Annotated in this window: 23 protein-coding genes and 1 riboswitch; of the genes, 17 read left to right on the top strand and 6 right to left on the bottom strand. The window is 44.7% G+C overall.

Annotated features, from left to right (window positions below; genetic code table 11):
* The first annotated feature begins 60 nt into the window (after positions 1 to 60).
* The 4 genes from gldD to QE390_RS02065 all read left to right on the top strand — a co-directional run bounded on the left by gldD (position 61) and on the right by QE390_RS02065 (position 4,804).
* A complete protein-coding gene (gldD, locus tag QE390_RS02080; RefSeq protein ID WP_307140907.1) occupies positions 61 to 648 on the top strand; it encodes a gliding motility lipoprotein GldD in 588 nt (195 codons plus the stop codon).
* Complete coding sequence (locus QE390_RS02075) at positions 636 to 1,202, top strand: GNAT family N-acetyltransferase (protein ID WP_232793558.1); 567 nt, start codon at positions 636 to 638, stop codon at positions 1,200 to 1,202. The genes gldD and QE390_RS02075 overlap by 13 nt, the downstream gene beginning before the upstream one ends.
* Before the next feature lie 5 nt (positions 1,203 to 1,207).
* Positions 1,208 to 2,674: an ATP-binding cassette domain-containing protein gene (locus tag QE390_RS02070; RefSeq protein WP_307140906.1), complete on the top strand. Its 1,467-nt coding sequence runs from the start codon at positions 1,208 to 1,210 to the stop codon at positions 2,672 to 2,674.
* Positions 2,675 to 2,839: 165 nt separating this feature from the next.
* On the top strand, positions 2,840 to 4,804 hold the full coding sequence (locus QE390_RS02065; RefSeq protein ID WP_307140905.1) for a glycoside hydrolase family 127 protein: 1,965 nt from the start codon (positions 2,840 to 2,842) through the stop codon (positions 4,802 to 4,804).
* Between the two features lie 152 nt (positions 4,805 to 4,956).
* On the opposite strand, the gene QE390_RS02060 is transcribed toward QE390_RS02065, so the two are convergent.
* Positions 4,957 to 6,084 carry a glycosyltransferase gene (locus tag QE390_RS02060; RefSeq protein ID WP_307140904.1) on the bottom strand — a complete coding sequence of 376 codons (1,128 nt, stop codon included), beginning with the start codon at positions 6,082 to 6,084 and terminating at the stop codon, positions 4,957 to 4,959.
* On the bottom strand, positions 6,068 to 6,283 hold the full coding sequence (locus tag QE390_RS02055; protein WP_307140903.1) for a (4Fe-4S)-binding protein: 216 nt from the start codon (positions 6,281 to 6,283) through the stop codon (positions 6,068 to 6,070). Before QE390_RS02055 ends, QE390_RS02060 begins: the two co-directional genes overlap by 17 nt.
* 445 nt (positions 6,284 to 6,728) lie before the next feature.
* On the opposite strand from QE390_RS02055, the gene QE390_RS02050 reads away from it, so the two are divergent.
* Both QE390_RS02050 and QE390_RS02045 read left to right on the top strand, forming a co-directional pair.
* Positions 6,729 to 9,809 carry a TonB-dependent receptor gene (locus tag QE390_RS02050; protein WP_307140902.1) on the top strand — a complete coding sequence of 1,027 codons (3,081 nt, stop codon included), beginning with the start codon at positions 6,729 to 6,731 and terminating at the stop codon, positions 9,807 to 9,809.
* Between the two features lie 42 nt (positions 9,810 to 9,851).
* Entirely contained in the window at positions 9,852 to 11,330 is a 1,479-nt protein-coding gene (locus tag QE390_RS02045; RefSeq protein ID WP_307140901.1) for a RagB/SusD family nutrient uptake outer membrane protein, read from the top strand.
* Positions 11,331 to 11,404: 74 nt separating this feature from the next.
* Here QE390_RS02045 and QE390_RS02040 read toward each other — a convergent pair whose 3' ends face one another.
* Entirely contained in the window at positions 11,405 to 12,214 is an 810-nt protein-coding gene (locus QE390_RS02040; protein WP_307140900.1) for a hypothetical protein, read from the bottom strand.
* Positions 12,215 to 12,555: 341 nt separating this feature from the next.
* On the opposite strand from QE390_RS02040, the gene QE390_RS02035 reads away from it, so the two are divergent.
* On the top strand, positions 12,556 to 13,095 hold the full coding sequence (locus QE390_RS02035; protein ID WP_307140899.1) for a DUF4136 domain-containing protein: 540 nt from the start codon (positions 12,556 to 12,558) through the stop codon (positions 13,093 to 13,095).
* A gap of 288 nt (positions 13,096 to 13,383) precedes the next feature.
* Here QE390_RS02035 and QE390_RS02030 read toward each other — a convergent pair whose 3' ends face one another.
* Both QE390_RS02030 and QE390_RS02025 read right to left on the bottom strand, forming a co-directional pair.
* A complete protein-coding gene (locus QE390_RS02030) occupies positions 13,384 to 13,947 on the bottom strand; it encodes a phosphoribosylglycinamide formyltransferase (RefSeq protein ID WP_307140898.1) in 564 nt (187 codons plus the stop codon).
* Between the two features lie 37 nt (positions 13,948 to 13,984).
* Positions 13,985 to 14,494, bottom strand: coding sequence for a phosphoribosyltransferase family protein (locus QE390_RS02025; RefSeq protein ID WP_307140897.1), 510 nt, complete (start codon positions 14,492 to 14,494; stop codon positions 13,985 to 13,987).
* 225 nt (positions 14,495 to 14,719) lie between these two features.
* Between QE390_RS02025 and QE390_RS02020 the strand changes: the two genes are divergently transcribed.
* The 10 genes from QE390_RS02020 to QE390_RS01975 all read left to right on the top strand — a co-directional run bounded on the left by QE390_RS02020 (position 14,720) and on the right by QE390_RS01975 (position 25,234).
* Entirely contained in the window at positions 14,720 to 15,283 is a 564-nt protein-coding gene (locus tag QE390_RS02020) for a YcxB family protein (RefSeq protein ID WP_106635326.1), read from the top strand.
* A gap of 112 nt (positions 15,284 to 15,395) precedes the next feature.
* Entirely contained in the window at positions 15,396 to 16,172 is a 777-nt protein-coding gene (locus QE390_RS02015) for a DUF3050 domain-containing protein (protein WP_307140896.1), read from the top strand.
* Between the two features lie 162 nt (positions 16,173 to 16,334).
* Entirely contained in the window at positions 16,335 to 18,080 is a 1,746-nt protein-coding gene (locus QE390_RS02010) for a GMC oxidoreductase (RefSeq protein WP_106635328.1), read from the top strand.
* Positions 18,081 to 18,122: 42 nt separating this feature from the next.
* The gene (locus tag QE390_RS02005; RefSeq protein WP_307140895.1) at positions 18,123 to 18,560 is read left to right on the top strand and encodes a four helix bundle protein; all 438 of its coding nucleotides are present in this window, start codon (positions 18,123 to 18,125) and stop codon (positions 18,558 to 18,560) included.
* A 62-nt stretch (positions 18,561 to 18,622) separates the two neighbouring features.
* Positions 18,623 to 19,234 (top strand): gluconate 2-dehydrogenase subunit 3 family protein, encoded by a 612-nt coding sequence (locus QE390_RS02000; protein WP_307140894.1) that lies wholly within the window; start codon positions 18,623 to 18,625, stop codon positions 19,232 to 19,234.
* Between the two features lie 200 nt (positions 19,235 to 19,434).
* Positions 19,435 to 19,719: riboswitch (cobalamin riboswitch) on the top strand.
* Positions 19,720 to 19,832: 113 nt separating this feature from the next.
* Positions 19,833 to 21,713: a TonB-dependent siderophore receptor gene (locus QE390_RS01995; RefSeq protein ID WP_307140893.1), complete on the top strand. Its 1,881-nt coding sequence runs from the start codon at positions 19,833 to 19,835 to the stop codon at positions 21,711 to 21,713.
* 20 nt (positions 21,714 to 21,733) lie between these two features.
* Positions 21,734 to 22,750 (top strand): nicotinate-nucleotide--dimethylbenzimidazole phosphoribosyltransferase, encoded by a 1,017-nt coding sequence (gene cobT, locus QE390_RS01990; RefSeq protein ID WP_106635332.1) that lies wholly within the window; start codon positions 21,734 to 21,736, stop codon positions 22,748 to 22,750.
* On the top strand, positions 22,740 to 23,513 hold the full coding sequence (locus QE390_RS01985) for an adenosylcobinamide-GDP ribazoletransferase (RefSeq protein ID WP_106635333.1): 774 nt from the start codon (positions 22,740 to 22,742) through the stop codon (positions 23,511 to 23,513). Before cobT ends, QE390_RS01985 begins: the two co-directional genes overlap by 11 nt.
* Before the next feature lie 32 nt (positions 23,514 to 23,545).
* Positions 23,546 to 24,064, top strand: coding sequence for a histidine phosphatase family protein (locus QE390_RS01980; protein WP_307140892.1), 519 nt, complete (start codon positions 23,546 to 23,548; stop codon positions 24,062 to 24,064).
* A 66-nt stretch (positions 24,065 to 24,130) separates the two neighbouring features.
* Positions 24,131 to 25,234 carry a glycoside hydrolase family 130 protein gene (locus tag QE390_RS01975; RefSeq protein ID WP_307140891.1) on the top strand — a complete coding sequence of 368 codons (1,104 nt, stop codon included), beginning with the start codon at positions 24,131 to 24,133 and terminating at the stop codon, positions 25,232 to 25,234.
* A gap of 3 nt (positions 25,235 to 25,237) precedes the next feature.
* Here QE390_RS01975 and QE390_RS01970 read toward each other — a convergent pair whose 3' ends face one another.
* Positions 25,238 to 25,537 (bottom strand): rhodanese-like domain-containing protein, encoded by a 300-nt coding sequence (locus QE390_RS01970; protein ID WP_106635336.1) that lies wholly within the window; start codon positions 25,535 to 25,537, stop codon positions 25,238 to 25,240.
* Positions 25,538 to 25,589 lie beyond the last annotated feature (52 nt).

Here is a 25,589-nt window from a genome sequence, read left to right as displayed (position 1 = left end):
TAATTAAAACCGAAAACAGACAATGGTAAACTGAAAACGAATAACAGACCACTAAAAAAGATGCTTCGAACGATTTATTATAGCTTGATTACGCTTCTGATGACTAGCTTTTTGCTGGCTTGCAATGAAGATTATACTCCTAAACCCAAAGGTTTTCAACGCATTGATCTGCCACCGCATAGTTACCAGCAGCTTACGGAAGATCATCCCTATACTTTTGAATATTCCAAAGCCGCGGTTATCAAACCCGATACCTTTCTGAATGCCGAACCCCACTGGATTTTCATTCATTATCCGGCCCTAAAAGCAAATATTCAGCTGACCTATAAACCCATCCTGGGTAGTAAAGACCGGCTTCGGGGATTCATTGCCGATGCCTATAAACTCGCTTCCAAGCACCAGGAAAAGGCATATGCCGTAAAAGATGCCATGGCCCTGGGGAAAACGGGACAGAAATTTGTCATTCTGGAAATTGCCGGAGATGTGCCCAGTCATATGCAGTTTTATACCACCGATTCCACGAAAAATTTCCTTCGGGGAGCGATGTATCTGCAAACGGCTACTGAGAACGATTCGCTCACGCCCATTGTAGAATACCTCAAAAAAGACGTGATGCATTTGGTGAATACAATGAAATGGAAGAAATAATTGAGTTTACCACCGTTCAAACCGAAGCGGAACTGCAACAGCTTTATACCTTAATGCAGGCGAATTTGCTTGCGAATATAACCGCAGCCGTTGCTCAGGATCAGGGCTTTGTTACCATTCCTTACGAACTGGATTTATTGCGGGACATGAATACGCAGGCTCCGCATATCATTGCAAAGGATGGAGATCAGGTAGTGGGTTATGCCTTAACGGCAAGTCCGAGGGTAAAGCATCCTTTTTTCGATCCCTTGCTGGAAACCTTATCTACGTTAACGTATAAGAATAAGCCGCTTTCTGAATCTTCTTATTACCTCATGGGTCAGGTTTGTGTGGCGGAAGGTTACCGGGGCAGGGGAATTTTTGATGGAATGTACCAGCAGCACCGTAAAACCTATAGTGCTGACTTTGATTACCTTATTACTGATATTTCCGTGCGGAATACCCGTTCGCAGGCGGCTCACCGTCGCGTGGGATTCCAGCCCATTCATACTTTTACAGACTCTACCGCCACGCACGATACCTGGGTTGTTGTGCTGTGGGACTGGACTTGCTAGTGCTTATGTCAACATTATTTAAACTGGAAAATGCCAGCATTGGCTGGGAACGGGAAACCATTATCCGGGGGTTAAACCTCACTATTCAAGCGGGCGAACACTGGGCTCTGGTGGGACCAACGGGTTCGGGGAAATCTTTATTATTGTCAGTATTAGCCGAAAAACGAAGCATCCTGAATGGAACATTTCAGGCTATTCCCGCTAAAAAAGACATTGAACTCGTAGCCAGCGATTTCAGCTTTAATCGAAATATTGCCGCAACCGCTACCTTTTATCAGCAACGCTTCAATAGTTATGCTTCCGAAGAAAGCCCGACGGTTTGGGAGGTTTTGCAGGAACAGGTAAAACCCGCCGGAACCGTAGACGCTCATTCGGTTGAATTACCACCGCTGGCTTATGACGAAGATTACCTGCAACAGGTGGCTACGCAATTACGGGTAAGCCATTTGCTGGAACGACACGTTACCTCACTTTCCAATGGCGAAACCCGTCGGACTTTATTAACCCGGAGTTTCCTCAAAAAGCCCAAAGTTCTGATTCTGGATAATCCTTTTGTTGGACTGGATGTAACCAGCCGGGCTTCTTTGCATGAAATTCTGAATCATATCGCTGGATCAGGAACGACACTTCTTATGGTGGCTCCGCCTGCGGATATTCCGTCGGCGATCACGAATGTGTTAGTCTTACCACAGGGTACTTCGGTAACGCGTGCAAATTACGTTCCGACTCAAGACTTGACGGAACGTAAGGTCATCGAGTTACCCAAACCATTGACCGAGCATGTGGATTTCTCCTACGCCATTCACATGCGTAATATTTCGATTCGTTACGGAGAAACACAAGTACTTGATCATGTGAACTGGGCGGTGAAAAGAGGAGAGAAGTGGGCCTTACTAGGACCCAACGGTTCTGGAAAATCAACTTTATTAAGCTTGATTACAGGCGATAACCCCCAGGCATACGCAAACGACTTTGACCTGTTTGACCGCAAACGCGGCACGGGTGAAAGTATCTGGGACATTAAGAAGAAAATTGGTTTTGTTTCACCGGAGCTCCATCTGTATTTCCCAAGAGACCAGAACGTCTGGAAAGTGATTGCTTCGGGGCTATTTGACACGATGGGTTTATTTAAAGTACTGAAACCCGACCTTGTTGAATACCTGGAAGCGTACATCGCAGCCTTTGAATTGCAGGATTTGAAAGAAAAGAAGCTGTCGCAGCTTTCAACGGGGCAACAGCGACTGGTATTACTGGCGAGAGCTTTAGTCAAAAATCCACCCTTACTGATTCTCGACGAGCCCTGTCAGGGACTGGATACAGACCAAATGACTCGTTTCCGGGATACCGTAGACGCCCTTTCCGAAACTTCAGAACGAACTTTAGTATATGTATCGCATTATACGGAAGAAATTCCTACCTGCGTAACCCATACCATTCGACTGAATCAGGGAAAAGTGGTGGAGATGGTATAAAACTATAGCTAGCCATAACTTTCTGAAAGCAGCGAGGCTCGGTTTAAAACCGGGCCTCGCTGCTTTCAGAAAGCTAAAAATGACTTACCAGTTTTCGAGTTTCAACATCATCAGGGTATTATTTTTTTAGTAAATCCGACGTTGAGATTCCCAACATTCGATTTTATGAAAAAAAGTACCTTCCTGACTTTTCTGGGAATGGCGGTAACGGGCGTTTCTCAGGCCCAAGATTACCCCATTCAGCCTGTTCCTTTTACTGATGTAAAAATCTCCTCGGCCTTCTGGCAGCCTCGCATCGAAACCAACCGTACCCGTACGATTCCTTTCGCCTTTGAAAAATGCGAAGAAACGGGTCGGATCGATAATTTTGCCATTGCCGGAAAACTCAAAAAAGGCGAATTCAGAGGGCAGCGGTTTGATGACTCTGATGTCTTTAAGGTAATAGAAGGAGCTTCTTATTCCCTGGCTAGCCATCCTGACCCGAAGTTGGAAGCTTACCTGGATACGGTTATTACCAAAATTGCCGCCGCCCAGGAACCGGATGGTTACCTCTATACCATCCGTACCATTCTCGGTGATCGGATTATGGAGAAAGACTGGCGGGCAGGTTATACCCGTTTCAATTTCATAAATGGCTCGCATGAGTTGTACAACGTAGGCCATATGTACGAAGCCGCAGTAGCTCACTACCAGGCAACTGGTAAAAAGAATTTGCTGAATGTAGCTACCAAAAATGCCGACTACTTACTGACTGTTTTTGGGCCAGATAAACTGCTCGAAGTTCCCGGCCATGAAGAAATCGAAATAGGTCTGGTGAAGTTATATCGGGCTACAAAGAAGAAAGAATACCTTGATTTAGCGAAGTTTTTCATCGACATGCGGGGTCGGAAAGACCTGCGTCGCATTCTGATCGTTCAAAAACCAGACGGCAGTGCCACGCACGCCGATAGCATGTATTTTCAGGATCATCTACCCGTTACTCAACAGACGGAAGTCGTAGGCCATTCCGTTCGGGCGGGTTATCTCTATGCCGGAATGACGGATGTAGATGCCATGATGGGTTCTAAAACCTACAGCAAAGCCTTACAGAAACTATGGCATAATGCCGCTGACCAGCGGATGTACCTGACGGGCGGGGTAGGTTCGGACCGCTCGAATGAAGGGTTTGGCGAAAATTATCACTTACCTAATAAAGAAGCTTACGCTGAAACCTGTGCTTCGGTGGCTCAGATGTTGTGGAATTACCGAATGTTCCTGGAGTCTGGCGAAGGGGCTTATCTGGATATATTTGAGCGAATCATGTATAATGGTTTTCTCTCCGGCGTTTCGCTGGACGGGACCCATTTCTTTTACCCAAATCCGCTGGAAGCGGACGGCGTTACCAAATTTAACGGGGAAGCCACGCGGGTCGAATGGTTCGCCACCTCCTGCTGCCCTACTAATGTTACCCGGGTCATGCCTTCGTTGCCGGGTTACGTGTATGCTACAAAAGATAACAATCTGTATCTGAATTTATTAATGGGTGGAACGGCTAAAGTATCCGTCAAAAATACACCCGTAGAGTTAATTCAGGAGACGAATTATCCCTGGAATGGCTTCATGAAACTGACCGTAAATCCCGAAAGATCAATGGACTTTGCTTTGCAGCTTCGCCTGCCGGGCTGGTCGCAGGGAAAACCTGTGCCGGGAGATTTATATCGGTATCAAAATGCGGAGGTTCAACCTGTGGTAATTAAAGTAAATGGGAAAAAGATTAAGTATGAAGTCACTAAAGGATTTGCAACGCTGACTCGAAACTGGAAAAAAGGGGATGTCGTAGAAATGGAGTTACCAATGCCCATTCGAAAAGTGCTGGCGAATGAACAAGTGGAGGCCGATCGGGGGAAAGTAGCTTTGGAACGCGGTCCGCTGGTGTATTGCGTTGAAGGCGTGGATAACGGCGGAGATGTAAATGAGATTTCAGTCAGTGATCAGACCAAACTGAAGTTTGTGAATGACCCGGATTTTATCACCACGAGTGTATTAATTAAAGGCGAAAACGCAGATGGCAAGAAGTTTACAGCCATTCCTTACCACTTGTGGAGTCATCGCGGTGTGGGTAAAATGGCCGTTTGGGTACCCAAAAAGTAGTTAAAATAAGGATTGAAAGTTTTTAATTGATAGTCTAATGCTTACTAGTCGTCAAAGTAGACTATTAAATAATGATAAGAACTTATGTTTGAGCGTTTGAATTGTTAGAGGAGGGTAAGGTTTTGACTGGTGGTAAAGCTCTGTTCAGAACCTTACCCTTCTTTGATTACTTTTTCGTAAAAAGCTAAGAGCTTTTGTTGTTCCCCGGCCCAGTTGTAATGCTTTTGCACGGCTGTTTTACCCCTTTCACCCATCTGTGTTCTTTCGTTCGGGTTTTCAATGAAAAACTTCAGGCTTTCGTACAGAGCCCCGGCATCCGTTGGATTCACGCAATGCCCACAGCTATGGTGCTCTACGACAGACTGATACAAAGGGAAATTTGACGTTATCACGGGTAAGCCTAACGCCATATATTCAAAAATTTTAGTCGGGTAGGAACCCTCAAAGTCACCGATGGGTTTGAGTAAAGCAATTCCAGCCAGGCATTCCGCTCCTTTCTGATACGCTTCCCTGGCGGGTGTATACCCATAAAAAATCAGATTCTCTTTCACCTCAGCATAACCCGGCATCTGTTCTATCTCTTCCATCGAGCTTAAGTCAAAATCGACTTTCCCGAAAATATGCCAGCGAAAAGTAGGATAATCTTTACGAAGCAAACCTGCCGCTTCAATCATCACATCCAGGCAACGGGCTTTACTCAATTGCCCCAGGTAAAAAAAAGCAGGTTCTTCAGGATGAGCCTGTCTTACGGGAATTGAGGTTAAGTCAGGGAAATTATGAATAACAATGCTTGATTTTGCCAAATCTGAATACGATTCCCGATACGAATCTTCGGCAAAAATAAAGTGGAATTTCTTACGAGCGATGTGGTCGAAAAGCTTGAAAAAACTCCGAAACAGTAGATTATTGTTTACTTGCTTACCTTTCAATTGCTTCCCCATATTCTCATACACGTCAAAAATGACGGTAGCTCCCAGCCAGTGATGCACTAAAGCAATGGGCAGAGCCTCTGGAGCGTGCACATGAACGATGTCCGGTCTTAAACGAAGACTCTTCCATAAAGCCAGCGGATGAACCAGCCCTAAACGTTTAATCAGCGAAGAATGATAAGGTAAGAAATGATACTCAAGGTCCGCGTTTGGCAAGCACTGCTGGGTAACCAAAGCCAGCGTTCGATACCGAAGAGCGGTAGTAAAAGCCATTTTTAGAATCATTCGGGAATCATCGCCCCGGTGGAGGGTACTTAGGTGCAAAACCGTGGGTTTACTTCTCTTCTGCATAACTCAGAGCCCTAGATGGGCAGCGATCAATCTGTGTCTTGATACGTTCGTTGCTGGCTCCTTCCATATTCACCCAGGGATGATTGCGGGGATTAAATACCGTGATTAACTGCTTCCAGCAATTCGTCGAGTGCGTACATTTTTCAGGTTCCCACTGTACGGTTAGGTTGTCTTTTGTATAGTGTTTGATGATGCTCATAGCCTTGCTCGTTTAAATTTAAAATTATCGTATTCTCTGTAAATACAAAAATTGAGGCTGCGGTAAACCTCTCTTCTTCATAACTAAAACTTATGCGTTGAAAACGTAAAAACGTTTAAACAAATGCATTTTTTAATAAAAATGAGTATTTTTTACTTAAATAATAATTATTTATAAGTATTAATGATTATTAAACTGGTTTTTTATAACTTATTCTTGATTAGAGTAAATATCCCTACAATAAAAAAATGTTATTCTTGCCGAAGTATATTGAATTATATAAATAAATAATTGTAGTTTGCGGCACGATTGAGCGATTTAATGCACTTATCTAAGATTATTATAGATGTATCTAAGGGGAATTGGATGCTTCTGAAGTCTAGTCAAGTTCTGATTAATTAGTTCAATACTTATTTACTAATTCAATCAATAACCCTTACTAAAGATGAAACAGACTTACGTGCAGAGTAGCTCGTCAGGTCATTTAAGTAGACCCACGATTCTACTGAAGTGGTATATGTGCCTGTTAATGATTTTTGCTTCCTTAAGTGGTTGGGCACAAGATGTTTCCGTTACCGGAAAAGTTACTTCAGCCGAAGATGGCCAGGCCGTTCCTGGCGTAAACGTACAAGTAGTGGGAACCACTCGCGGTACTCAAACGAATACGGAGGGTAACTATACCATTTCGGTTCCAACAGGATCAAAATTGCGATTTACTTCCGTCGGAATGGTAACTCAGGAGCTTGAAGTAGGTAGCCAAACCACACTGAACGTGGTTCTACAACCCAACTCACAGGCTTTATCAGAAGTAGTAGTCGTTGGTTATGGAACTGCTAAACGTAAAGATCTGACAGGTTCGGTAGTGCAGGTAACCTCTAAGGATTTTAACGCTGGTGTTAACCCTAACCCTCTACAATCAATTCAGGGGAAAGTGGCTGGTTTGGTAATTTCACAGCCTTCCGGTGACCCTACCCAAACACCAACCGTACGTCTACGGGGATACACCTCATTGGCAGGTGGCAGTGATCCGCTTTACGTGGTTGATGGAATGATTGGTGTGCCTATTAACACGGTATCTCCTCAGGATATTGAATCAATGGACGTATTAAAAGACGCTTCAGCAGCGGCTATTTATGGTTCACGGGCTGCTAATGGGGTTATTTTGATTACGACCAAACGCGGAAAAGCGGGCAAAACCACCGTTTCTTTTAATAACTACGTTGGCGTTGCCACAATATCCAGAAGGATGGATATGCTGGATAGTCAAGGGTATCGGGATGCAGTTTCTACTATCAAGGGAGCTTCGTCTTTAAATGACAGTCAGCGTTTTCCAACCGACGCCAGTGGTAAAGGGTACAGTACCGACTGGACGAAAGAGATTACGCGTTCAGCCTTCGTGAACAACCATGATATTGCCATTGCTGGAGGTACACCGGAGTTGAGTTACCGGGGGTCACTTAACTACATCAATCAGCAGGGTATCGTGAAAACTTCGGGGCTGGATCGTCTGACGGGTCGTTTTAATCTGGATCAGAAGGCTCTCAATAATCGCCTGAATATTCAGTATAACCTGGCTTATACAGAAACGAACTCCAAATATGTAGATGGTAACATTGTCGCCAACGCTTTAACTTTTTTACCTACACTGCCCATTCGGAATGCAGACGGTACCTATTATGAGGTTGGCGGAAGTTTCGGGTTGAATAACCCCGTTGCCATGCTTGAAAATACGACTAATAAGGGTAACCTTCGCTATTTACAAGGCGGTATGAACCTGCGTTACGAGTTATTCGACGGATTTACCGTTTCAGTAAATGGTCAGTTACAGCGGAGTGCGGAGGTAAAAGAATTCTACACGAACCCTACCGTGAAAGCTTACGCTAGTAACAATGGTCGTGCCAATCGTTTACTGGATAACGTAAACAGCAAACTGTTCGAAACTACGCTTAATTATACCCGTAATTTCGGCGAAAAAAATAACTTCTCGGTTTTAGGTGGTTATTCTTATCAGGAAACGAACAAAGACGGTTTTCAGGCAGCGAACAGTCAGTTTGTGACTAGTTATGTAACCATTGATAACTTAGGTTTAGGTGCAGGTAACCTCTTAAACCCTACGAATACCAACACGACTTCCTACCGTAACCAGACCAAGTTGATTTCGTTCTTTGGTCGGGCAATGGTTAACCTGAGTGACCGGTATAACTTAACGGCAACGGTTCGTCAGGATGGTAGTTCGAAATTTGGGGCTAACCACAAATGGGGTGTTTTCCCATCCTTAGGTGCAGGCTGGACGATCTCGGAAGAGTCTTTCCTGGCGGGTAATACCACCCTGAATTACCTGAAATTACGGGCAGGTTGGGGACAAACGGGTAACTCTGAAGGTATCAACCCCTACAACTCAATTCAGCTATATGGTCAAAAAGGAACATATTACGATGGAACACAGGGAGACTTCCTGCCCGGTTACGGTATTACGCAAAACGCTAACCCTGATTTACGTTGGGAAGTCCTGCAAACCACTAACGTTGGTTTAGATTTCCAGTTACTGAAAGGGCGTTTCTCGGGTACGATTGAGTATTACAATAAGCTGACTAAAGACATGTTGTACTCTTATAATGTTCCAGCGGATGGTGTTCGTTACTTCGTTCCCATCATTTTGGCTAACGTAGGAAGTATGCGTAACTCCGGTCTGGAATTCAGCTTCGGCGGTGCTATTGTCGACAAGAGCGATTTCTCCTGGAATTCAAACCTGGTGGTTTCTTATAACAAGAACAAAATCGTATCTCTTTCTAATGATCAATTCAGCACGGGTCAGGTTCGTTTTAATGCTTTTGGTGGTCGTGGTCTTTCAGACGTATACGCTTCTTATTTAACACCTGGCCGTCCTTTGGGCGAGTTTAATAACGTGCCTACATTCGTAGGTTTTGATGCCAACGGTAACGTATTAATGAAACCTGGCGATGGGAACGAACCTGTAACAGAAGTTTCAAAATCTGACGCTGCTAAGGCCGTTGCGGATGGTCAGCCTCTGAATCAGGGGAATCCACAGCCCTTCCTGACGGGTGCTTTCTCGAATACGTTCCGTTACAAAAATTTCGATCTTAATTTCCAGTTACGGGGCACCTTTGGTAACAAAATTCTGAACAACGTTCGTAATAACCTGATGTTACCTGGTTCGATTCTGGAAACGAATATGTTACGTGATGTGAATACCTTACCTACCAATTACGGCACAAACGTATTGACTAGCTACTGGATTGAAAGCGGCACATTTGTTCGTTTTGATAACTGGCAAATTGGTTACAACATCCCCGTAACTAGTAAAGTACTTAGCAATGCTCGGATTTACCTGGGAGGTAATAACCTCTTTGTGTTGACTAAATACAAAGGCATTGACCCTGAGTTACAGACCAAAGGCGATTTACAGACAGATAACCCTCAAGCTCCTAATTCAGTGGGTCTGGATAATAGCAACATTTATCCTAAAACCCGCACGTTCCAGTTAGGGGTTAACCTGACTTTCTAATTAAGCCAGAGTTTCTGAGAATTACTTTAAAAGACATTGACAATGAATACTTTAAATAGAAAAACTGTATTTGCCTTCGGTCTGCTTTTATTAGCCAGCCAGTCATGTACGGATTTAACGGAAAAAACGTACGACGTTATTCCTACCTCACAATTTGGCAATACACCTGAGCAGTTGGCCGCTCTGAAAGGCCCGCTTTATAACTCGCTTGGTGATTACTTCGAAAACCTTTCCTGGTTAAACACCTCGACGGATGAACAAATCATTCCTACTCGTGGTGGTGACTGGAAAGATGGGGACCAATGGCGTCGGATGTATATGCACACTTGGGATCCAATTATAGATAATGGTCGTTTTAATGGTCCCTGGAACTGGTGTTATGGAGCTATTACGTCCATTAACCAGCAATTAACCACCCTGACTAGTGAAACAGATATTGCAGAACTGAGAGCCCTGCGGGCTTTCTTCCACTATCAGGCGATGGATTTGTTTGGCAACGTGATTATTGCCAATGGAGTAACTTCCGAAATTCCCAAGCAAAGTACTCGGGCCGAAGTATTCACGTGGGTAGAAAAAGAATTACTCGAAGTATATCCAAAGTTGAGTACTGAAGTAGGGGGAGCGTATTACACTCGCTTCAATAAGCCTGTAGTAGATATGATTCTGGCGAAAATGTATCTGAATGCTCAGGTCTACACCGGAACGCCTCGCTGGCAGGATGCGATTACCCGTTGCGATAATATCATTAACTCGGGTAAGTTTACGCTGGTGTCTGACTTCTTCAGTAACTTCAGTGTTAAAAATGAGTCCTCTCCTGAGATCATTCTGGCAACGGCATTTGATAAGTCGAAACGTACGGGTTTCAATATTCAGATGCGTACGCTGCACTACAAACAGCAGTTGGAATTCAATATTGGTCCTCAGCCCTGGAACGGCCCCTGTGCGGTGACGGAGTTCTACAACTCATTTACTGATCAGGATATTCGTAAAAAGATGTGGATGGTGGGTCAGCGTTATGATACAAAAGGTGCCCCTCTGATGGATGATAATATTCCTTTGATTCTGGATCCGGTTATTCCGGCCTTTGAAATGCCTGCGGGAGCAGCCGGACGGGTTGTAGGAGCTAGAAGTCAGAAGTATGAAATCCAGCGGAATAACCCCTTTGATCGCCAGGATAATGATTTCGTGATTTATCGTTTGGGTGATGTGTACCTGATGCGGGGCGAAGCCTATCTGCGTTTAGGTAAAACGGCAGAGGCTCTGAAAGACGTTAACGTAATCCGGACTCGGGCAGGTGTTCCTGCGTATACGGCGGCTCAGTTGACAATGGATGAGCTATTAGCTGAACGCGGTCGCGAGATGGCCTGGGAATACCACCGTCGTCAGGATCTGATTCGCTTTGGACAGTTTACGAAAGCCTGGCGTTTTAAAGCCGCTTCTCAGTCATTCAGAACGCTGTTCCCAATTCCAAATGACCAGTTACAACTGAATAAAAATCTGAAACAAAACCCTGGTTATTAATCAGCATAGATAGATTAGGAAAGCCCTCGCATCTCAATGAAGACGCGAGGGCTTTTCTGTTAAGTCAGCGTTTTTTACTGAGTAGGCAGTTTCAGCAAAAATCTATTTTCTGAACGATACCCTTCCCGAATGTGATGTATACTGCTGGGGGTATTCAGGTCAGTTTCACTATACATAGGCCCAAAGAGGTAACGGCCATCCATATTTTCAACCTGAGAAGCGTAAAAAGGCGTATCAATATGGAATTCCGTCCGAAATTGAGCGTCAGTGGAAAGCGTTAGGTAATTACGGAAACTCAGAGGGGTATTCTTGTTCGAGAACTCATAACGAACCAGTGCTGTCTTCTTTTTATGGTTGGATTCCGAAGAGGGTAGTTCCACTTCCTCAATGGTACTTTCAAATGTGGGTAATTGCCAGCCTTTGCCTGGGGCTACCATGAAGCGGGACTGGTTAATCTCTGTTTTAGGTGGAATAAATGACACCTGCTCTTCTTTTCGAATGATTCCCTGAAAAGAACCCCAAGTATAGCCGTAAAGAAATTGATTGTAACGGTTAAGGGAAGGCCTAAGGTCCGTGCCTGTTGTACCATTGTATCGTCCCTGAAAATAGGCCTCATCTACCCAATAATCAAACTTTTCGGTTCCTTTTATAAAAGCCGACCGTTTCCAGTCCACATAAAGCGGTACTCCCAGTTTGTTATAAATATTCATTCGGATAACTCCGTTTTCTCCCTGAAAGTTATACGTGATCCGTAGGGTGTCCGTATCGTAAACGAACTTATTATCTTGCAGGGTTACGTTATCGCTTTGCAAAGTCACCACCTGGACTTTGGGCGAGCAGGCATACAATAAAAAGGCGAGGATAAAAATGGATACAATTTTCATATATCGGTTGATTTTAATAGCAACCTATATAAAATGCTCTAAAAAACAGTGTTAAAACTTCTTAAGAGTAGCCATTTGGGCAAAAATTTCCTGTAGTCTCACCTCATGAAGATAATTGCAAGGAAACCTTTGTCTAATTTTGAATTATTCGTAATTATATTAATTTTATAGTTTAGTTGAACTAGAGCTAGATAATTCGTAACCTCTTAACACTGAAACAGGTAAAAGCCTCCAAAGTGTTATAATCTGGCATTATTTTTTAGCCCTAGAGGGTGCCATTCTTACAAGTCTTACAATACCATTTATTTCATTTTAATTTGGCTTAGCGGCCTTTCACGTTTATGAAACAGTCTTTACTCGTTTTTGCTGTTATGGTCGTGCTATGCTCGGCCTGTAACCCTAAAAATCTCGTTATTCATTCCGGGTATGCTCCGAATTATACGCACTTGTATAATACGTATTGCATTGCCTTTGATCCCATTACTGCAGAAGATACCACGCTTCAACACGATGTGATTACTGCTGAAATTAATCGCCAGATGCAATTAAGAGGTTTTCAGTATACTACTCAAAATCCTGATGTATTGGTTTTTTATTCCCTGCACCCTGATAAAATTAAATTGAATACTTACGTAAAAAGTTATCGTTCTCCTGAAGTGGATTATGTGGTGGATAAAACGTTTTTGCGGAAGGGCACTTTGCTGATTCAATTTCAGGACACATTCATGAACAAAACCGTCTGGCAGGGGTATGCGGCCCGGGTTTCGCCAGAAGGATTTTTTGATAAGAAAGCGGTTCGAACGGCTGCCCGAAATGTGCTTCTGGGTTACCATACCTTCTCCCTGACGTATCAGGCCCAAAACCGATCTTCTTCTTATTAGTTGGCAGTTGTCTGTTTACAGTTTTCAGTGAAGTGAACGGGCTGGTTATTAACCAGCCCGTTTCTTTTAGGTAAAGACGCGATTGATTGCTTCTGGGTAGAGCAAGAAACCTATTAGTTGACAGTTGTCTGTTTACAGTTTTCAGTTCTTGCGAATGAGTTGGTTATTAACCAGCCCATTTCTGCTAGGTAGAGACGGGATTAATCGCGTCTGGGTAGAGCAAGATAATCCGACTTGAAATATAAAAAGACGCGATGAAATCGCGTCTCTACTAATAACCAACAACCATCAACTATTAATAGCCCGCTCAATCACCACGGGAAAATATTCATATTCGAGAGCATGACATTTTTTAGCAACGTCTTCTGGCGTATCCGTAGGCTCTACAACGAAAGACTTCTGGAAAAGAATGTTTCCTTCGTCGTAATGCTCGTCCACGTAATGAATGGTAATACCCGACTCGGTCTCTTTAGCGTCTACCACGGCTTCGTGTACAAAACTGCCGTACATTCCTTTGCCGCCGTATTTGGGTAATAAAGCAGGGTGAATGTTCAAAATCCGGTTAGGATAGGCTGCCACCAGATTTTTAGGAATGAGCCAGAGAAAACCCGCCAATATTACCCAGTCGATCTGAGCTTCCTGAAGCCAGCTTAATACTTCGCCCGAACGAAATTGTTCGCGATTAAACAGTTTCAAAGGAATACCGAGGCGATGGGCTCGTTCAATAACACCCGCAGCAGGGTTATTGCAAAGAACCATTTCCACGGAAATCGTTTCGTGATTTTTAAAATACTTGGCGATATTCTCGACGTTCGTACCCGAGCCCGAGGCAAAAAGAGCAATACGTTTCAAAAGAATGCTGAATTAAATCAATAGTAAATCGAGAGTATTATTGCAGATAAACACCCATTTCTGGCCCTTCCAGAATCACATCAATGTGATCATTGAGCGTAGTCATCAGGGCATACCCTACAAAGTCGGCTGAGACGGGGTAACGACGGTAATTACGATCTACCAGAACCGATACCTGAAGGCGTTTGACTTTTGTCTGAAAAAAAGGAAGAAGACTATACGCCAGTGTCCGGCCCGTGTATAACACATCATCACAAACGATGACACATTTGCCCATTAACATCTCGGAATCAGTATTCAATTTGATTGAACTGGGCGATGGATCGGTTTTCTGAATTTGAATGTCAATCTGTTGTACTTTCAGCGGAGAGATGGCTTCCAGTTGCTCTTTCAGCAACGAAGCCATAATCACTCCCTGACCAACGATTCCCGCCAGTACAATTTCTTTTTCTTCGAAATTGGTTTCGTAAACCTCAAAGGCAATCCGGCGAATCTTTTGTTTGAGCTGTTCGGGGTTCAGAAGCAGCGTTTTTTCAGTTGAAATCATGGACGAATGTACAGCGACAATAGCTTTTGAAAATGATTCTGAATCGTAAAATTCCGAAAAGTGCCCGAATCGACCGAGGAAAACGAGATTTAATTAATAAATAATCAGAGCAATGCGAGAATATCGGAGCGGGATTTTACAGTACTACGTCGTTTTCGTATTTTTGTACTCCATCTAGAAAAACACGCGTTGTTTTTCGCTCAGAAGTCACTCTATTAACATAAAATGGCAAAAGTTCCGGTAAATCGCTACCAGCAGCCCTACATTAACAGTGGTCAGGCGGGAATGCCCCAGGGCGTTCGCACGAAAAAATACGGCCTGGACCCCAAAAAGTACATTAACCTGGCCTTACGGGACTGGATCAAACAGGAATGGTTCTGGTTTTTGATTCCCGTAGGGGTGATCGTTCTGAACGTCGTTCTGAACGTAACGAAAGTCTATCCAAACTGGTGGATTTACCTCGTAGCCGTACTCGGTGGGGTAGGTTTCGCTCTTTTCCGCGGTATGCAGTTTACGGCTACGACGCAGGTAGAACAGAATAAGCAGATGTTCGAAAAATTCGTGTATGAATTTGATAACCGTCAGATTTTTGTCTGGAAAAATCGCGAGAAAAAAGAAGGCGGCCAGTTACCCTGGAATATGATTCAGTCGGTTCAGAAAGAGAAAGACGCGTATTTGTTCAATCTGGGCAAGTATCAGTATCTCTATCTGCCATTCGACATTTTTAATTCAGAACATGACATTAAAATGTTCGAGACTATCCTCACTCGCAAAGAATTGCTGAAGTGAGTAATAGGGTTAGTACAAAAATTTAATTTGAGGTCGGTGGGTTGCTACCGACCTTTTTGCGTTTTTACTAATAAGTACCTCAATAACTTGATCAACAGTGACTAATAATCCTTTGGAAGTACTCGAAGCTCGTCTGAACCCGCTGCGTCAGGAATTAATCGACCATTCCGTTTACAATCACATCAACTCGCTGGAGGCTTTACAGCTTTTTACCCAAAGCCACGTTTTTGCTGTCTGGGACTTCATGTCTCTGCTAAAGGCTCTGCAACGGCAGCTTACCTGCGTACAAGTGCCCTGGTTACCCGCTGCATCCGGGTCGACGGCGTATCTAATTAATGAAATCGTTACTGGTGAAGAAAGCGATGTAGATCAGCATGGCGTTCGGATGAGCCATTACGAGTTATACCTCCGGGCGATGAAAGAGCTACGGGCGGATACGTCGGTCATTGAGCAATTTGTTGCAGACCTGCGAGCGGGCCAATCGGTGAGGGAAGCTTTGGAAAATGCTGATATTCCCGCCGGAGCGAAGGCTTTTGTAAGTTATACGTTTTCAGTGATTGAGCGAAATCGTCCGCATGAAATTGCGGCGGCCTTTACCTATGGTCGCGAAGACTTGATTCCCGAGTTATTCATTGAACTGGTTCGTAACCTGAACGCTCGATTCCCTAATCAACTCGATACATTTCACTATTACCTGGAGCGTCACATCGAAGTAGACGGTGGGCATCATGGCCATTTGGCGGAAGAAATGGTTCGTGAATTGTGTGGCAATGACGCTCAAAAATGGGAAGAGACCATTTCTACGGCAGAGGAGTCGATCCGCCAAAGAATTTACCTCTGGAATTCGATTACCAGTTGCTTAAACGGAGGAGCTTTAGTTAATTCGTAAAATTTTTAATTAATTAAAGCGTTGATCTATATTCATAGCAGTTACTAAAAAAGCGTAAGTTTTTAATTAAAAAGTTATATAATTAATGAAAATTATTCATTTGTATTAACGATTGGAGTGACCATAAACATAACAACGAGTCTTTACCTATTTTCCTAAAGTATGAACAGTTATCAAATCCAGGAGACCCCTGAAGTCTTTGACGTGGTTATCGTTGGGTCTGGAGCAGGCGGCGGTATGGCGGCTTATCAGCTATCCAAAGCGGGTGCCAAAGTTTGCTTACTGGAAGCTGGAGGTTACTATGACCCGGCTGATCCCAAGTATATCACTCAACTAAAGAATCCCTGGGAGTCTCCTCGTCGTGGGGCCAGCACTACGCGTCCTTTCGGTGATTTTGACGCCGCCTGGGGAGGCTGGCAGCTCGAAGGTGAGCCTTACTCTGCTGCTCCCGGAACAGAATTTCACTGGTTCAGAAGCCGGATGCTGGGTGGGCGTACCAACCACTGGGGCCGTATTTCCCTTCGTTTTGGTCCCGACGATTTCCGTCGCGGCAGCATGACGGGTATCGGGGATGACTGGCCAATTACTTACGACGACGTATCGCCCTATTACGATAAGGTAGATAAACTCCTGGGAATTTTTGGCTCAAAAGAAGGGCTTCGCAACGAACCCGACGGCCATTTCTTACCCCCACCAAAACCCCGTTTGCACGAGTTAATGCTAAAAAAAGCGGGTAAGAATCTGGGTATTCCGGTTATTCCTTCCCGTCTGGCGATTCTGACAAAAGCGATTAATAACGAACGTGGGCAGTGTTTTTACTGCTCGCAGTGCGGTCGGGCCTGTCAGGTTTACGCGGATTTTTCTTCGTCTTCCTGTCTTTGTAAACCCGCCGTTAAAACGGGTAACACAAGGCTGATCAACGGAGCGATGGTTCGCGAAGTATTAACCGACCAGAAAACCGGACTTTGCACGGGCGTTTCGTACGTCGATACCGCAACTTTACAGGAAAAAACGGTTCGGGCTAAAATTGTGGTGGTGGCGGCTAGTGCCTGTGAATCGGCCCGTCTGTTACTGAACTCCAAGTCGGCCCGGTTCCCAAATGGGCTGGCTAACTCCAGTGGAGTGATTGGTAAATACCTGAACGACTCCACCGGAGCCAGCCGCTCGGCCTTCGTTCCGGCTTTGATGAACCGGAAACGTTACAACGAAGACGGGGTAGGTGGAATGCACGTATACACGCCCTGGTGGCTGGATAACAAAAAACTGGACTTCCCTCGGGGGTATCACATTGAATACGGCGGGGGCATGGGCATGCCCAGCTACGGGTTTGGCATGGGCATTCAGGGCATGAACGGTAAGTATGCCTATGGCGATGGAAAAACACAACCCGCAGGTGGATATGGATCACGTCTGAAAGAAGATGTACGTCGCTTCTACGGAGCTTACGTGGGCATGGCGGGTCGTGGAGAACCTATACCTTTGGAAAGTAACTATTGCGAAATCGACCCTAATAATGTCGATAAATACGGTATTCCGACGCTTCGTTTTCACTACAAATGGTCTGAAAACGAGGTTAAGCAGGCGAAACACATGCAGGATACCTTCGAAGAAATAATCCACGAAATGGGCGGTATTGCTCTGGGCTCCAAACCGGGTAAAGAGCAAAACTACGGATTAGAGGCTCCCGGAAAGATCATTCACGAAATCGGAACGGTACGCATGGGCAGCGATCCCAAAAAATCAGCTCTGAATTCTTTCATGCAGGGCCACGATGTCAAAAACCTGTTCGTAGTAGACGCCGCTCCTTTCGTAACGCAAGGCGACAAAAACGTAACCTGGACCATCCTAGCCATGTCCATGCGAACCAGTGATTACATCATTGATGAAGTGAAGAAGAAGAATCTGTAAAAGAGTTTTGGGTTTAGTGTTTTGAGTTAATAGGTTTAATTAATGGCGACCATTCAGCGGTTTGAAGATTTACAGGTATGGAAAAAAGCCCGTCTCTTTTCTCGGCAGATTTTTGAATTGACTAAAGAGGGGCCATTTGCGAATGATTTCGATCACAGACGTCAGTTACGAAGGTCAGCAGACTCGATTATGGACAATATTGCCGAAGGGTTTGGGAGGGGAAATCGAAATGAGTTTGTCCATTTCTTAGCTATAGCGAAAGGGTCTCTGGAGGAGTCCAAATCACAACTCTATCGGGCCTTGGATCGTGACTATGTTGAGCAGGAATTATTCGATGAGCAATACCAAAGGGCCGAAGAAATTGGAGGGATGATTAGAAAGCTTATGCAGTATCTGAATCAGTCTAAGATAAAAGGAAGTCGATACCAGTCACCTAGTCATCCACCGACTTTAGAAGAAGATTTGGTTAACTATGAGTAACTAGTAGAAGTAGGCGAATATTAACTCAAAACCCTAAACACAAAACCCCAAACGTTAACAAAATGAAACGTCGCGATACACTTAAGTCGATTGCCTTGGGGTCGTTGGGCATGGCTACGGTTCCTTCTACGGATCTGGTAGCGGCTCCGCCCGAAAAACCGTTGGTGGTGCCCGGCGGACGGCAGAAATCGGAAGCCATCCGGGATGCCAAACTCATGGCTGATAAGTTCTTTACACCTCAGGAAATGAAAACCCTCACCGTTTTGTGCGACATTATTCTTCCGGCGGACGAGAAGTCGGGCAGTGCCTCGCAAGCGGGTGTACCGGCTTTCATTGAATTTATGGTGAAAGATCAACCCGTACACCAAATTCCTCTTCGTGGAGGGCTGGCCTGGTTAGATAATGAAAGCCGAAAACGCTTCAGCAAGAAATTTGTGGAGCTTACAAAAGCTCAGCAGATAGAAATCGTGGATGACATTGCCTATCCTGAACAAGCGAAACCTCAGTTCTCTCAAGGCGTTGCGTTCTTTAACAAAATGCGGGACATGACCTTAACCGGTTTTTATACTACCCGCATAGGCTTCAACGATTTGGGTTACGTAGGAAATACTCCCAACAACTGGGAAGGAGTGCCCGAAGAGGTACTGAAGCAATACGGACTGAGTTATGAGTAATGGGGTTTGAGAAGGTTAGCAGTAGTTTGAGAAGTTTGATTTAGTTTGAAAAAGTAAGATAAATGAGAGGTTTTCATCAAACTCCTCACACCTAACTCTAACCTCTTCTAACTAAATTAAATCTCTCAAACGTAGTAGAACGAAAGGTATACTTAATGCTGATTCGGTAAAAGACCGGGTCAGCATTAAGTATTTTTTATACTTTTGCCCACGTTTTAGGTTTCAGCAGAAACTCTGTTGAATGAAAAGGGAACACCGGTGTAAATCCGGGGCTATCCCCGTAGCTGTAAGTTTTAATGAGTTTAGAGTGGTAAGTTTTGAGTTTAGGGTTAAGATTGTAAAGTTGACAGCCTTCATAACTCAAAACACTAAACTCCAAACTCCAAACTCAAACACAACTTCCAAAAGCCACTGTACATACGTATGGGAAGGTGGGGGTTGAGATGAAACGAGCCAGAAGACCTGCCTGAAATGGTATACTTTTCGAGCTTTCGGGTGAAAAGCCGTGAATGAATTTCAACGCACTGGATGGTAACACCCAGCCGGATTTCTATTCACTTTTCTACGAAAGACTCCTTACTTAATCATTAGTGGAGTCATGAACACATTTACCAGAATTACCTTTCTTCTCCTGATTACAACTTTGCAGGTCTGGGCTCAAAAACCGGATACCCAACTGGAAGAAGTAACCATCACCGCCAATCGTACCGGACAAAAATTATCCCAAACGGGTAAAGTAGTTACCGTTCTTACCGATTCAACTTTACAAAAATACGCTACTCAATCGCTTGGGGAGTTATTAACCCGTCAGGCCGGGGTTATGATCGTTGGGGCTCAGGGGCCGCTGGGAACCAATCAGACCGTCTCATTACGCGGAGCCGGTGGAGGGAACACCCTGATTTTACTCGATGGCTTACCCATCTATGATCCCTCTCAGATTAATAACACGTTTGATCTCAATCTGCTTTCGGTTGGGGAATGCGAACGAATTGAGATCATTCGGGGAGCTCAGTCTACCCTGTACGGTTCGGATGCGGTAGCTGGGGTAATTAACATTTTTACTAAAAAAGAAGGGTATCGACCCATCGGAGGCCATGCCACCGTTCAGGCCGGAAGTTATGGTATTTTCCGGGGAACCGTCGGTGTGAATGGAGCTTCAAAAGTAGGTTACTTCAATGCTCAATATACCCGATTGCGTTCCGATGGATTTTCGGCGGCATATGATGCGAAAGGAAATCAGAACTTTGATAACGATGGTTTCTGGCAGGATAACGTTCTCTTAAACGGCGGTATTAATCTTTCTCCCAATCTAATCTGGAAGGTACGGGGCCTGTATTCGGGGTATAAAAATGAAATTGACGCCGGAGCCCTAACCGATGATCCCAGCTATAATTACCGTAACACCTTTAAACTGGCCGGAACAGGGATAGATTATAGTTATGCTTCTGGAAAACTGACGGCAAATTATGCGTTCTCGGCTTTCCAACGTAATTCTGTTCAGGACAAGTCCACGTTTGAGGGAAATAGTCATTTTGCAGAAATCTATAACAGTTGGCGGACTACTAGCTGGTTAACTCTCGTTACCGGGGTTGATCTGCGGACTCAGAATACAGCTCAAACCAATCCTTATGCTCCATCTTTAGAGAAAAATCTAGCGAAAACAACTTTATTCAGTGCGTATGCCACGGCTTTGATTCGAACCGATTCCAGCTTTGCTCTGGAACTGGGCGGACGCTATAACCATCATTCCTTATACGGTAGTAACGCAACTTATTCCATCAATCCTTCTTATCTTTTAAGCAATCAGGTAAAATTCTTTGCTAACCTTTCCAGTGGATTCCGGGCCCCAAGCTTGTATCAGTTGTATTCGCCGTATGGTAACAAAGATTTGAAGCCCGAAATGAGTCGTTCGCTGGAGGCTGGTGTTCAGTTATTTGCTACGGATAAACGATCATTTATACGAGCTCTTTATTTCGACCGGGCTATTAAAGACGTGATTGCTTTTCAGTCATTAAGCGTTGAACCCTACGGTAAGTACGTGAATTATAGTCGCCAGAATGATCATGGGCTGGAATTTGAAGTATCGAGTCGCTTTAAAAATTTAGTGGTTTCGGGTAATTTAACGTATGTAACGGGTCGGGTGACTCAAACGGTTAATGGTCGAGACTCCAGCTCATTTAATCTTTTCCGAATTCCGAAGGTGATGGGCAATGCAACCGTTGGCTATCAGTTCACAAAACACTTCTTCAGTTCCTTAGCAGTGCGAAGTGTGGGCAAACGTCAGGAGCAGGTTTACGGACTTGGAATAGTAGACTTAGCCGCTTACACCACACTGGATGTATATGCCGAATATCAGTTCAATGCTTTCGTCAAACTATACGGTGACGTTCGTAACCTTACGGATAAGCAGTATTTTGAGGTTTACGGGTATAACACCCGTCGGCGTAATTTCAACATAGGCTTAAAGTTTGATTTTTAGCAGATTAGATAATCGATCCTATGTCCTTCGAAGAAAGAGTACAATATAAAATTGACCATAAGACCAAGCCTTTAGGAGCTTTAGGCCAGCTGGAAACTCTGGCGTTCCGCATGGCCTGTATACAGCAAACCGAAACGCCAGAGTTACGAAAAGCCGCTCTGGTAGTCTTCGCGGCAGATCATGGCATTGCTCAGGAAGGGGTAAGTGCGTATCCCGCAGAAGTAACTTATCAGATGGTGCTCAATTTTCTGGCAGGAGGAGCGGCTATTAACGTATTCTGCCGCCAGAATGAGCTGGAGTTATACGTGGTTGATGCGGGTGTGAATGCCGAATTCTCAGAAGAAACGCAATTGATTCACGCCAAAGCTGGTTACGGTACAAATAGTTACCTGAAAGGGCCAGCGATGAGTTCAGAACAGCTTCGGTTTTGTCTGGAGAAAGGAGCCATGATTGTGAATGAACTGCACGATAAAGGTTCCAATGTGATTGGTTTTGGGGAAATGGGAATCGGTAATACGTCTTCATCGAGTGTATTGATGAGCATGGCTACTGGCCTTCCCATTGAAAGTTGCGTAGGGAAAGGGACTGGCGTTAATCCAGAACAATTACAACGAAAAGTAACGGTTCTGAAGGAAGCCATCCGGGTAAATGGGAGTTGCAGTGACCCTTACCAAATGCTTCAAACGTATGGTGGGTTTGAAATTGCTCAAATGGTGGGAGCCATTCGGGCGGCCCGTTCGAGAAAAATGATAATCTTAGTCGACGGATTTATTTCTACCGTTGCTCTGCTGATTGCCAGCCAAATGCAGCCTGATGTACTGGAAAATGCGATTTATTGTCATCAGTCGGCTGAACAGGGACATCGCCTTCTGCTTGATTTTTTGCGAGCGGAGCCGCTTCTTCGTATGAACTTACGGTTGGGAGAAGGCACGGGCTGTGCGTTGGCATATCCTTTATTGAAAAGTGCAGTAGCTTTCCTGAATCAGATGTCCACCTTTAACGAAGCAGGCATTTCTTCGCACAAGAATGATACATGAGTTACGAATCCTATTAACGGCGGTACTTTTTTATACCCGGATTCCATGCCCCGCCTGGGTGGGGCATGGACCCGAACAAATGCGGCAGTCTCGTAAATATTTTCCAATGATTGGGGGAATCGTTGGAGCCATTATGCTGGCCGTTTACTTCAGTAGTACGCTTATCTTTCCCAAAAACATCAGCCTTCTCTTAAGCATGGGTGCGGGTGTACTAACGACCGGAGCTTTCCATGAAGATGGCTTTGCTGACGTGTGCGATGGCTTTGGCGGCGGCTGGAGTAAAGAGCAGATTCTTCAAATCATGAAAGACAGCCGGGTGGGGACATTCGGTGTCGTGGGTATTGGGCTGTTATTGAGTCTCAAATACCTGATCCTGGTAGAAATTGCTACCCTTTCCGAGCCTCTCATCTGGAGTACCATCTTTTGTGGGCAAATTAGTAGCCGATTAATAGCCTCTATAGCCGCTGAAACGCACGAATACGTTCGTGATGAAGCCAGTAGTAAATCAGGGGCCGCAACATCGAGTCGTATAGGCTGGAAGGGCTTGTTCCCAGGCGTTTTATTTACGGGCCTGACCTTCTTTTTACTGCCTAGTTATTGGCTTGCTCTGGCTGTTTTAGGGGCTTATGGCTCGAAAGTAATGCTGAGCTGGTTTTTTAAGAAATGGATTGGCGGTTACACGGGCGATTGCCTCGGGGCGATTCAGCAGGTTAGCGAAGTAGTTTTTTATCTGGGTATCTACGCCATATGGATTTGTTTGTAATACGGCACACTTCCGTGCATAATACCAAAGGAATGTGTTACGGTCAACGGGAGGTGGATTTATCGGAAAATTATTATCAGGAAATTCAGCAGATTACCAGGCAGTTCACAAAGCCATTTGATGTCGTTTATACTAGTCCGTTAAAGCGTTGTGTAACGCTCGCTGAGCAGATTCCCGGTTCTTTATTACTTGAAGAGAAGCGATTAATGGAAATCAATTTCGGCGATTGGGAAGGGCAGTTATGGAATGATTTGCAGGGAAAGGAAGTAACCGACTGGATGAATGATTTTGTTCGGGTTCAACCGCCCGGAGGAGAAAGCCTGGAAATGGTCTGTAACCGGGTTCAGGCCTTTCTGGAAGAATTACGCCAACAATCTTACGAACGCGTAGCAATCGTTACGCATGCGGGGGTATTACGCTGCATCTGGGCCAATCTGATTGGCGTTCCACTCCCTAATATTTTTAAAATTAAGGTTGATTACGGTCAGGTTGACCAGTTTATCCTACACCCGAATCCTGCTCTTGACCAATGGGTAGGACGAATTTTATAGTATTTATGTAGTAGATAATTGTGTTTATTAGTGTTATTGCAGACATAATTATTACCTACTACAACTATGAATAAACGTCTGTATATTATTTTATTGGTTGGGATTTCACTGGGAGCCTGCCGAAATGCTACTCAAAAAACAGAATCAACTGCTACCGATTCATTAACCGTTTCGGACTGGGCCTTACTGCCCTTCGAAAAAGTAGATAGTCTCAATCCGGTGCTGGTTCCAACGCCCAATGAAACGTTCTTTGATCCCATCTGGAAGAAAGAAGTGAAGTGGGAAGAAAAAGACGTGTTTAATCCGGCGGCAGTCGTGCGGGAGGGAAAAGTGCATTTGATCTATCGGGCTGAGGATAAACTGGGGAAATATGCCGGGGTTTCACGACTGGGATTAGCCATTAGTGAAGATGGGCTACACTTTAAAAAAGAAAAACACCCCATTTTTTATCCCAGCAATGACGCTCAGAAAAAATACGAATGGGAAGGCGGTACGGAAGACCCCCGCATTGTTGAAAGCCCGCAGGGTGGTTATATAATGACCTACACGGCTTACGATGGTAAAACAGCCCGGATGATGCTGGCTACGTCCAAAGATTTGCGAAACTGGACTAAACACGGCCCGGTTCTGGGCGAAGGAAAGCATCTGAACACATGGTCAAAATCGGGAGCCATTGTCGCCCGGCAAAAAGGAGATCAGGTGATTGCTGAAAAAATAAATGGAAAGTTCTGGATGTACTTTGGCGACACCAACCTGTTTCTGGCTCAATCCGATGATCTGATTCACTGGGAACCTCTAACCGAAGCGGATGGAACGTTGAAGCCCATTGTACGGCCCCGTCCTGATAAGTTTGATGGTCAGTTAGTAGAACCCGGTCCTTATGGGTTAATAACTGACAAGGGCATTCTACTGATCTACAACGCCGCCCGACCCATGCCTGAAAAGAAAAATGCATTGGTATATAAGGCAGGTCAGATCTTAATGAACGGACAGGATCCGACGCAGATTCTGGCCCGAATGGACGAACCCTTTTTCGTTCCTGATAAACCTTACGAGTTAACTGGGCAGGTAAATAACGTCGTGTTTCTGGAAGGATTGGTGTACTTCAAAAAGAAGTGGTTTCTATATTATGGGACGGCTGACTCGAAAATTGCGGTAGCCGTTCATTAACCCTTACACAACGGCATACGCCTGTAAGCCCCCTTCCAGGTTATGGATATTCGTAAAACCCTGTTTGGCTAATACCCGAGCGGCGATGGCACTTTGTAGCCCCGTTCCGCAAACCACTACGATTTCTTCATTCTTCCAGGAATCGGGAATATCATGCACGCGTAAGAGTAACTCATCCAGCGGAATGTGTAGACCGCCGATGGAAAAATTCTCCCGTTCGTAAGGCGTGCGAATGTCCAGAATCTGAAGGGGATCGCCTGCCTGAAGCCGGCTTTTCAAGGTAGAGGCATTGATAGGTTCCATCCTTATGTGCGTAAAGAAAAATACCTCTCTAGAGTCGTCTAAAGAGGTATCA

The sequence above is a fragment of the Siphonobacter sp. SORGH_AS_1065 genome, from assembly GCF_030818595.1.
Taxonomy (GTDB): domain Bacteria; phylum Bacteroidota; class Bacteroidia; order Cytophagales; family Spirosomataceae; genus Siphonobacter.
Note: the sequence above shows the minus strand (reverse complement) of the source record. Positions and strands in the feature narration are given on the sequence as shown.

Coding starts and splice junctions, on each gene's coding strand:
- cobT (WP_106635332.1), top strand. CDS start 21,734: ATGTCCTTCGAAGAAAGAGTACAATATAAAATTGACCATAAGACCAAG.
- QE390_RS02060 (WP_307140904.1), bottom strand. CDS start 6,084: ATGCAGAAGAGAAGTAAACCCACGGTTTTGCACCTAAGTACCCTCCAC.
- QE390_RS02055 (WP_307140903.1), bottom strand. CDS start 6,283: ATGAGCATCATCAAACACTATACAAAAGACAACCTAACCGTACAGTGG.
- QE390_RS02070 (WP_307140906.1), top strand. CDS start 1,208: ATGTCAACATTATTTAAACTGGAAAATGCCAGCATTGGCTGGGAACGG.
- QE390_RS02005 (WP_307140895.1), top strand. CDS start 18,123: ATGGCGACCATTCAGCGGTTTGAAGATTTACAGGTATGGAAAAAAGCC.
- QE390_RS02065 (WP_307140905.1), top strand. CDS start 2,840: ATGAAAAAAAGTACCTTCCTGACTTTTCTGGGAATGGCGGTAACGGGC.
- QE390_RS01985 (WP_106635333.1), top strand. CDS start 22,740: ATGATACATGAGTTACGAATCCTATTAACGGCGGTACTTTTTTATACC.
- QE390_RS02045 (WP_307140901.1), top strand. CDS start 9,852: ATGAATACTTTAAATAGAAAAACTGTATTTGCCTTCGGTCTGCTTTTA.
- QE390_RS02050 (WP_307140902.1), top strand. CDS start 6,729: ATGAAACAGACTTACGTGCAGAGTAGCTCGTCAGGTCATTTAAGTAGA.
- QE390_RS02035 (WP_307140899.1), top strand. CDS start 12,556: ATGAAACAGTCTTTACTCGTTTTTGCTGTTATGGTCGTGCTATGCTCG.
- QE390_RS02025 (WP_307140897.1), bottom strand. CDS start 14,494: ATGATTTCAACTGAAAAAACGCTGCTTCTGAACCCCGAACAGCTCAAA.
- QE390_RS01980 (WP_307140892.1), top strand. CDS start 23,546: ATGTGTTACGGTCAACGGGAGGTGGATTTATCGGAAAATTATTATCAG.
- QE390_RS01995 (WP_307140893.1), top strand. CDS start 19,833: ATGAACACATTTACCAGAATTACCTTTCTTCTCCTGATTACAACTTTG.
- QE390_RS02040 (WP_307140900.1), bottom strand. CDS start 12,214: ATGAAAATTGTATCCATTTTTATCCTCGCCTTTTTATTGTATGCCTGC.
- QE390_RS02000 (WP_307140894.1), top strand. CDS start 18,623: ATGAAACGTCGCGATACACTTAAGTCGATTGCCTTGGGGTCGTTGGGC.
- QE390_RS02020 (WP_106635326.1), top strand. CDS start 14,720: ATGGCAAAAGTTCCGGTAAATCGCTACCAGCAGCCCTACATTAACAGT.
- QE390_RS02010 (WP_106635328.1), top strand. CDS start 16,335: ATGAACAGTTATCAAATCCAGGAGACCCCTGAAGTCTTTGACGTGGTT.
- gldD (WP_307140907.1), top strand. CDS start 61: ATGCTTCGAACGATTTATTATAGCTTGATTACGCTTCTGATGACTAGC.
- QE390_RS02075 (WP_232793558.1), top strand. CDS start 636: ATGGAAGAAATAATTGAGTTTACCACCGTTCAAACCGAAGCGGAACTG.
- QE390_RS01970 (WP_106635336.1), bottom strand. CDS start 25,537: ATGGAACCTATCAATGCCTCTACCTTGAAAAGCCGGCTTCAGGCAGGC.
- QE390_RS01975 (WP_307140891.1), top strand. CDS start 24,131: ATGAATAAACGTCTGTATATTATTTTATTGGTTGGGATTTCACTGGGA.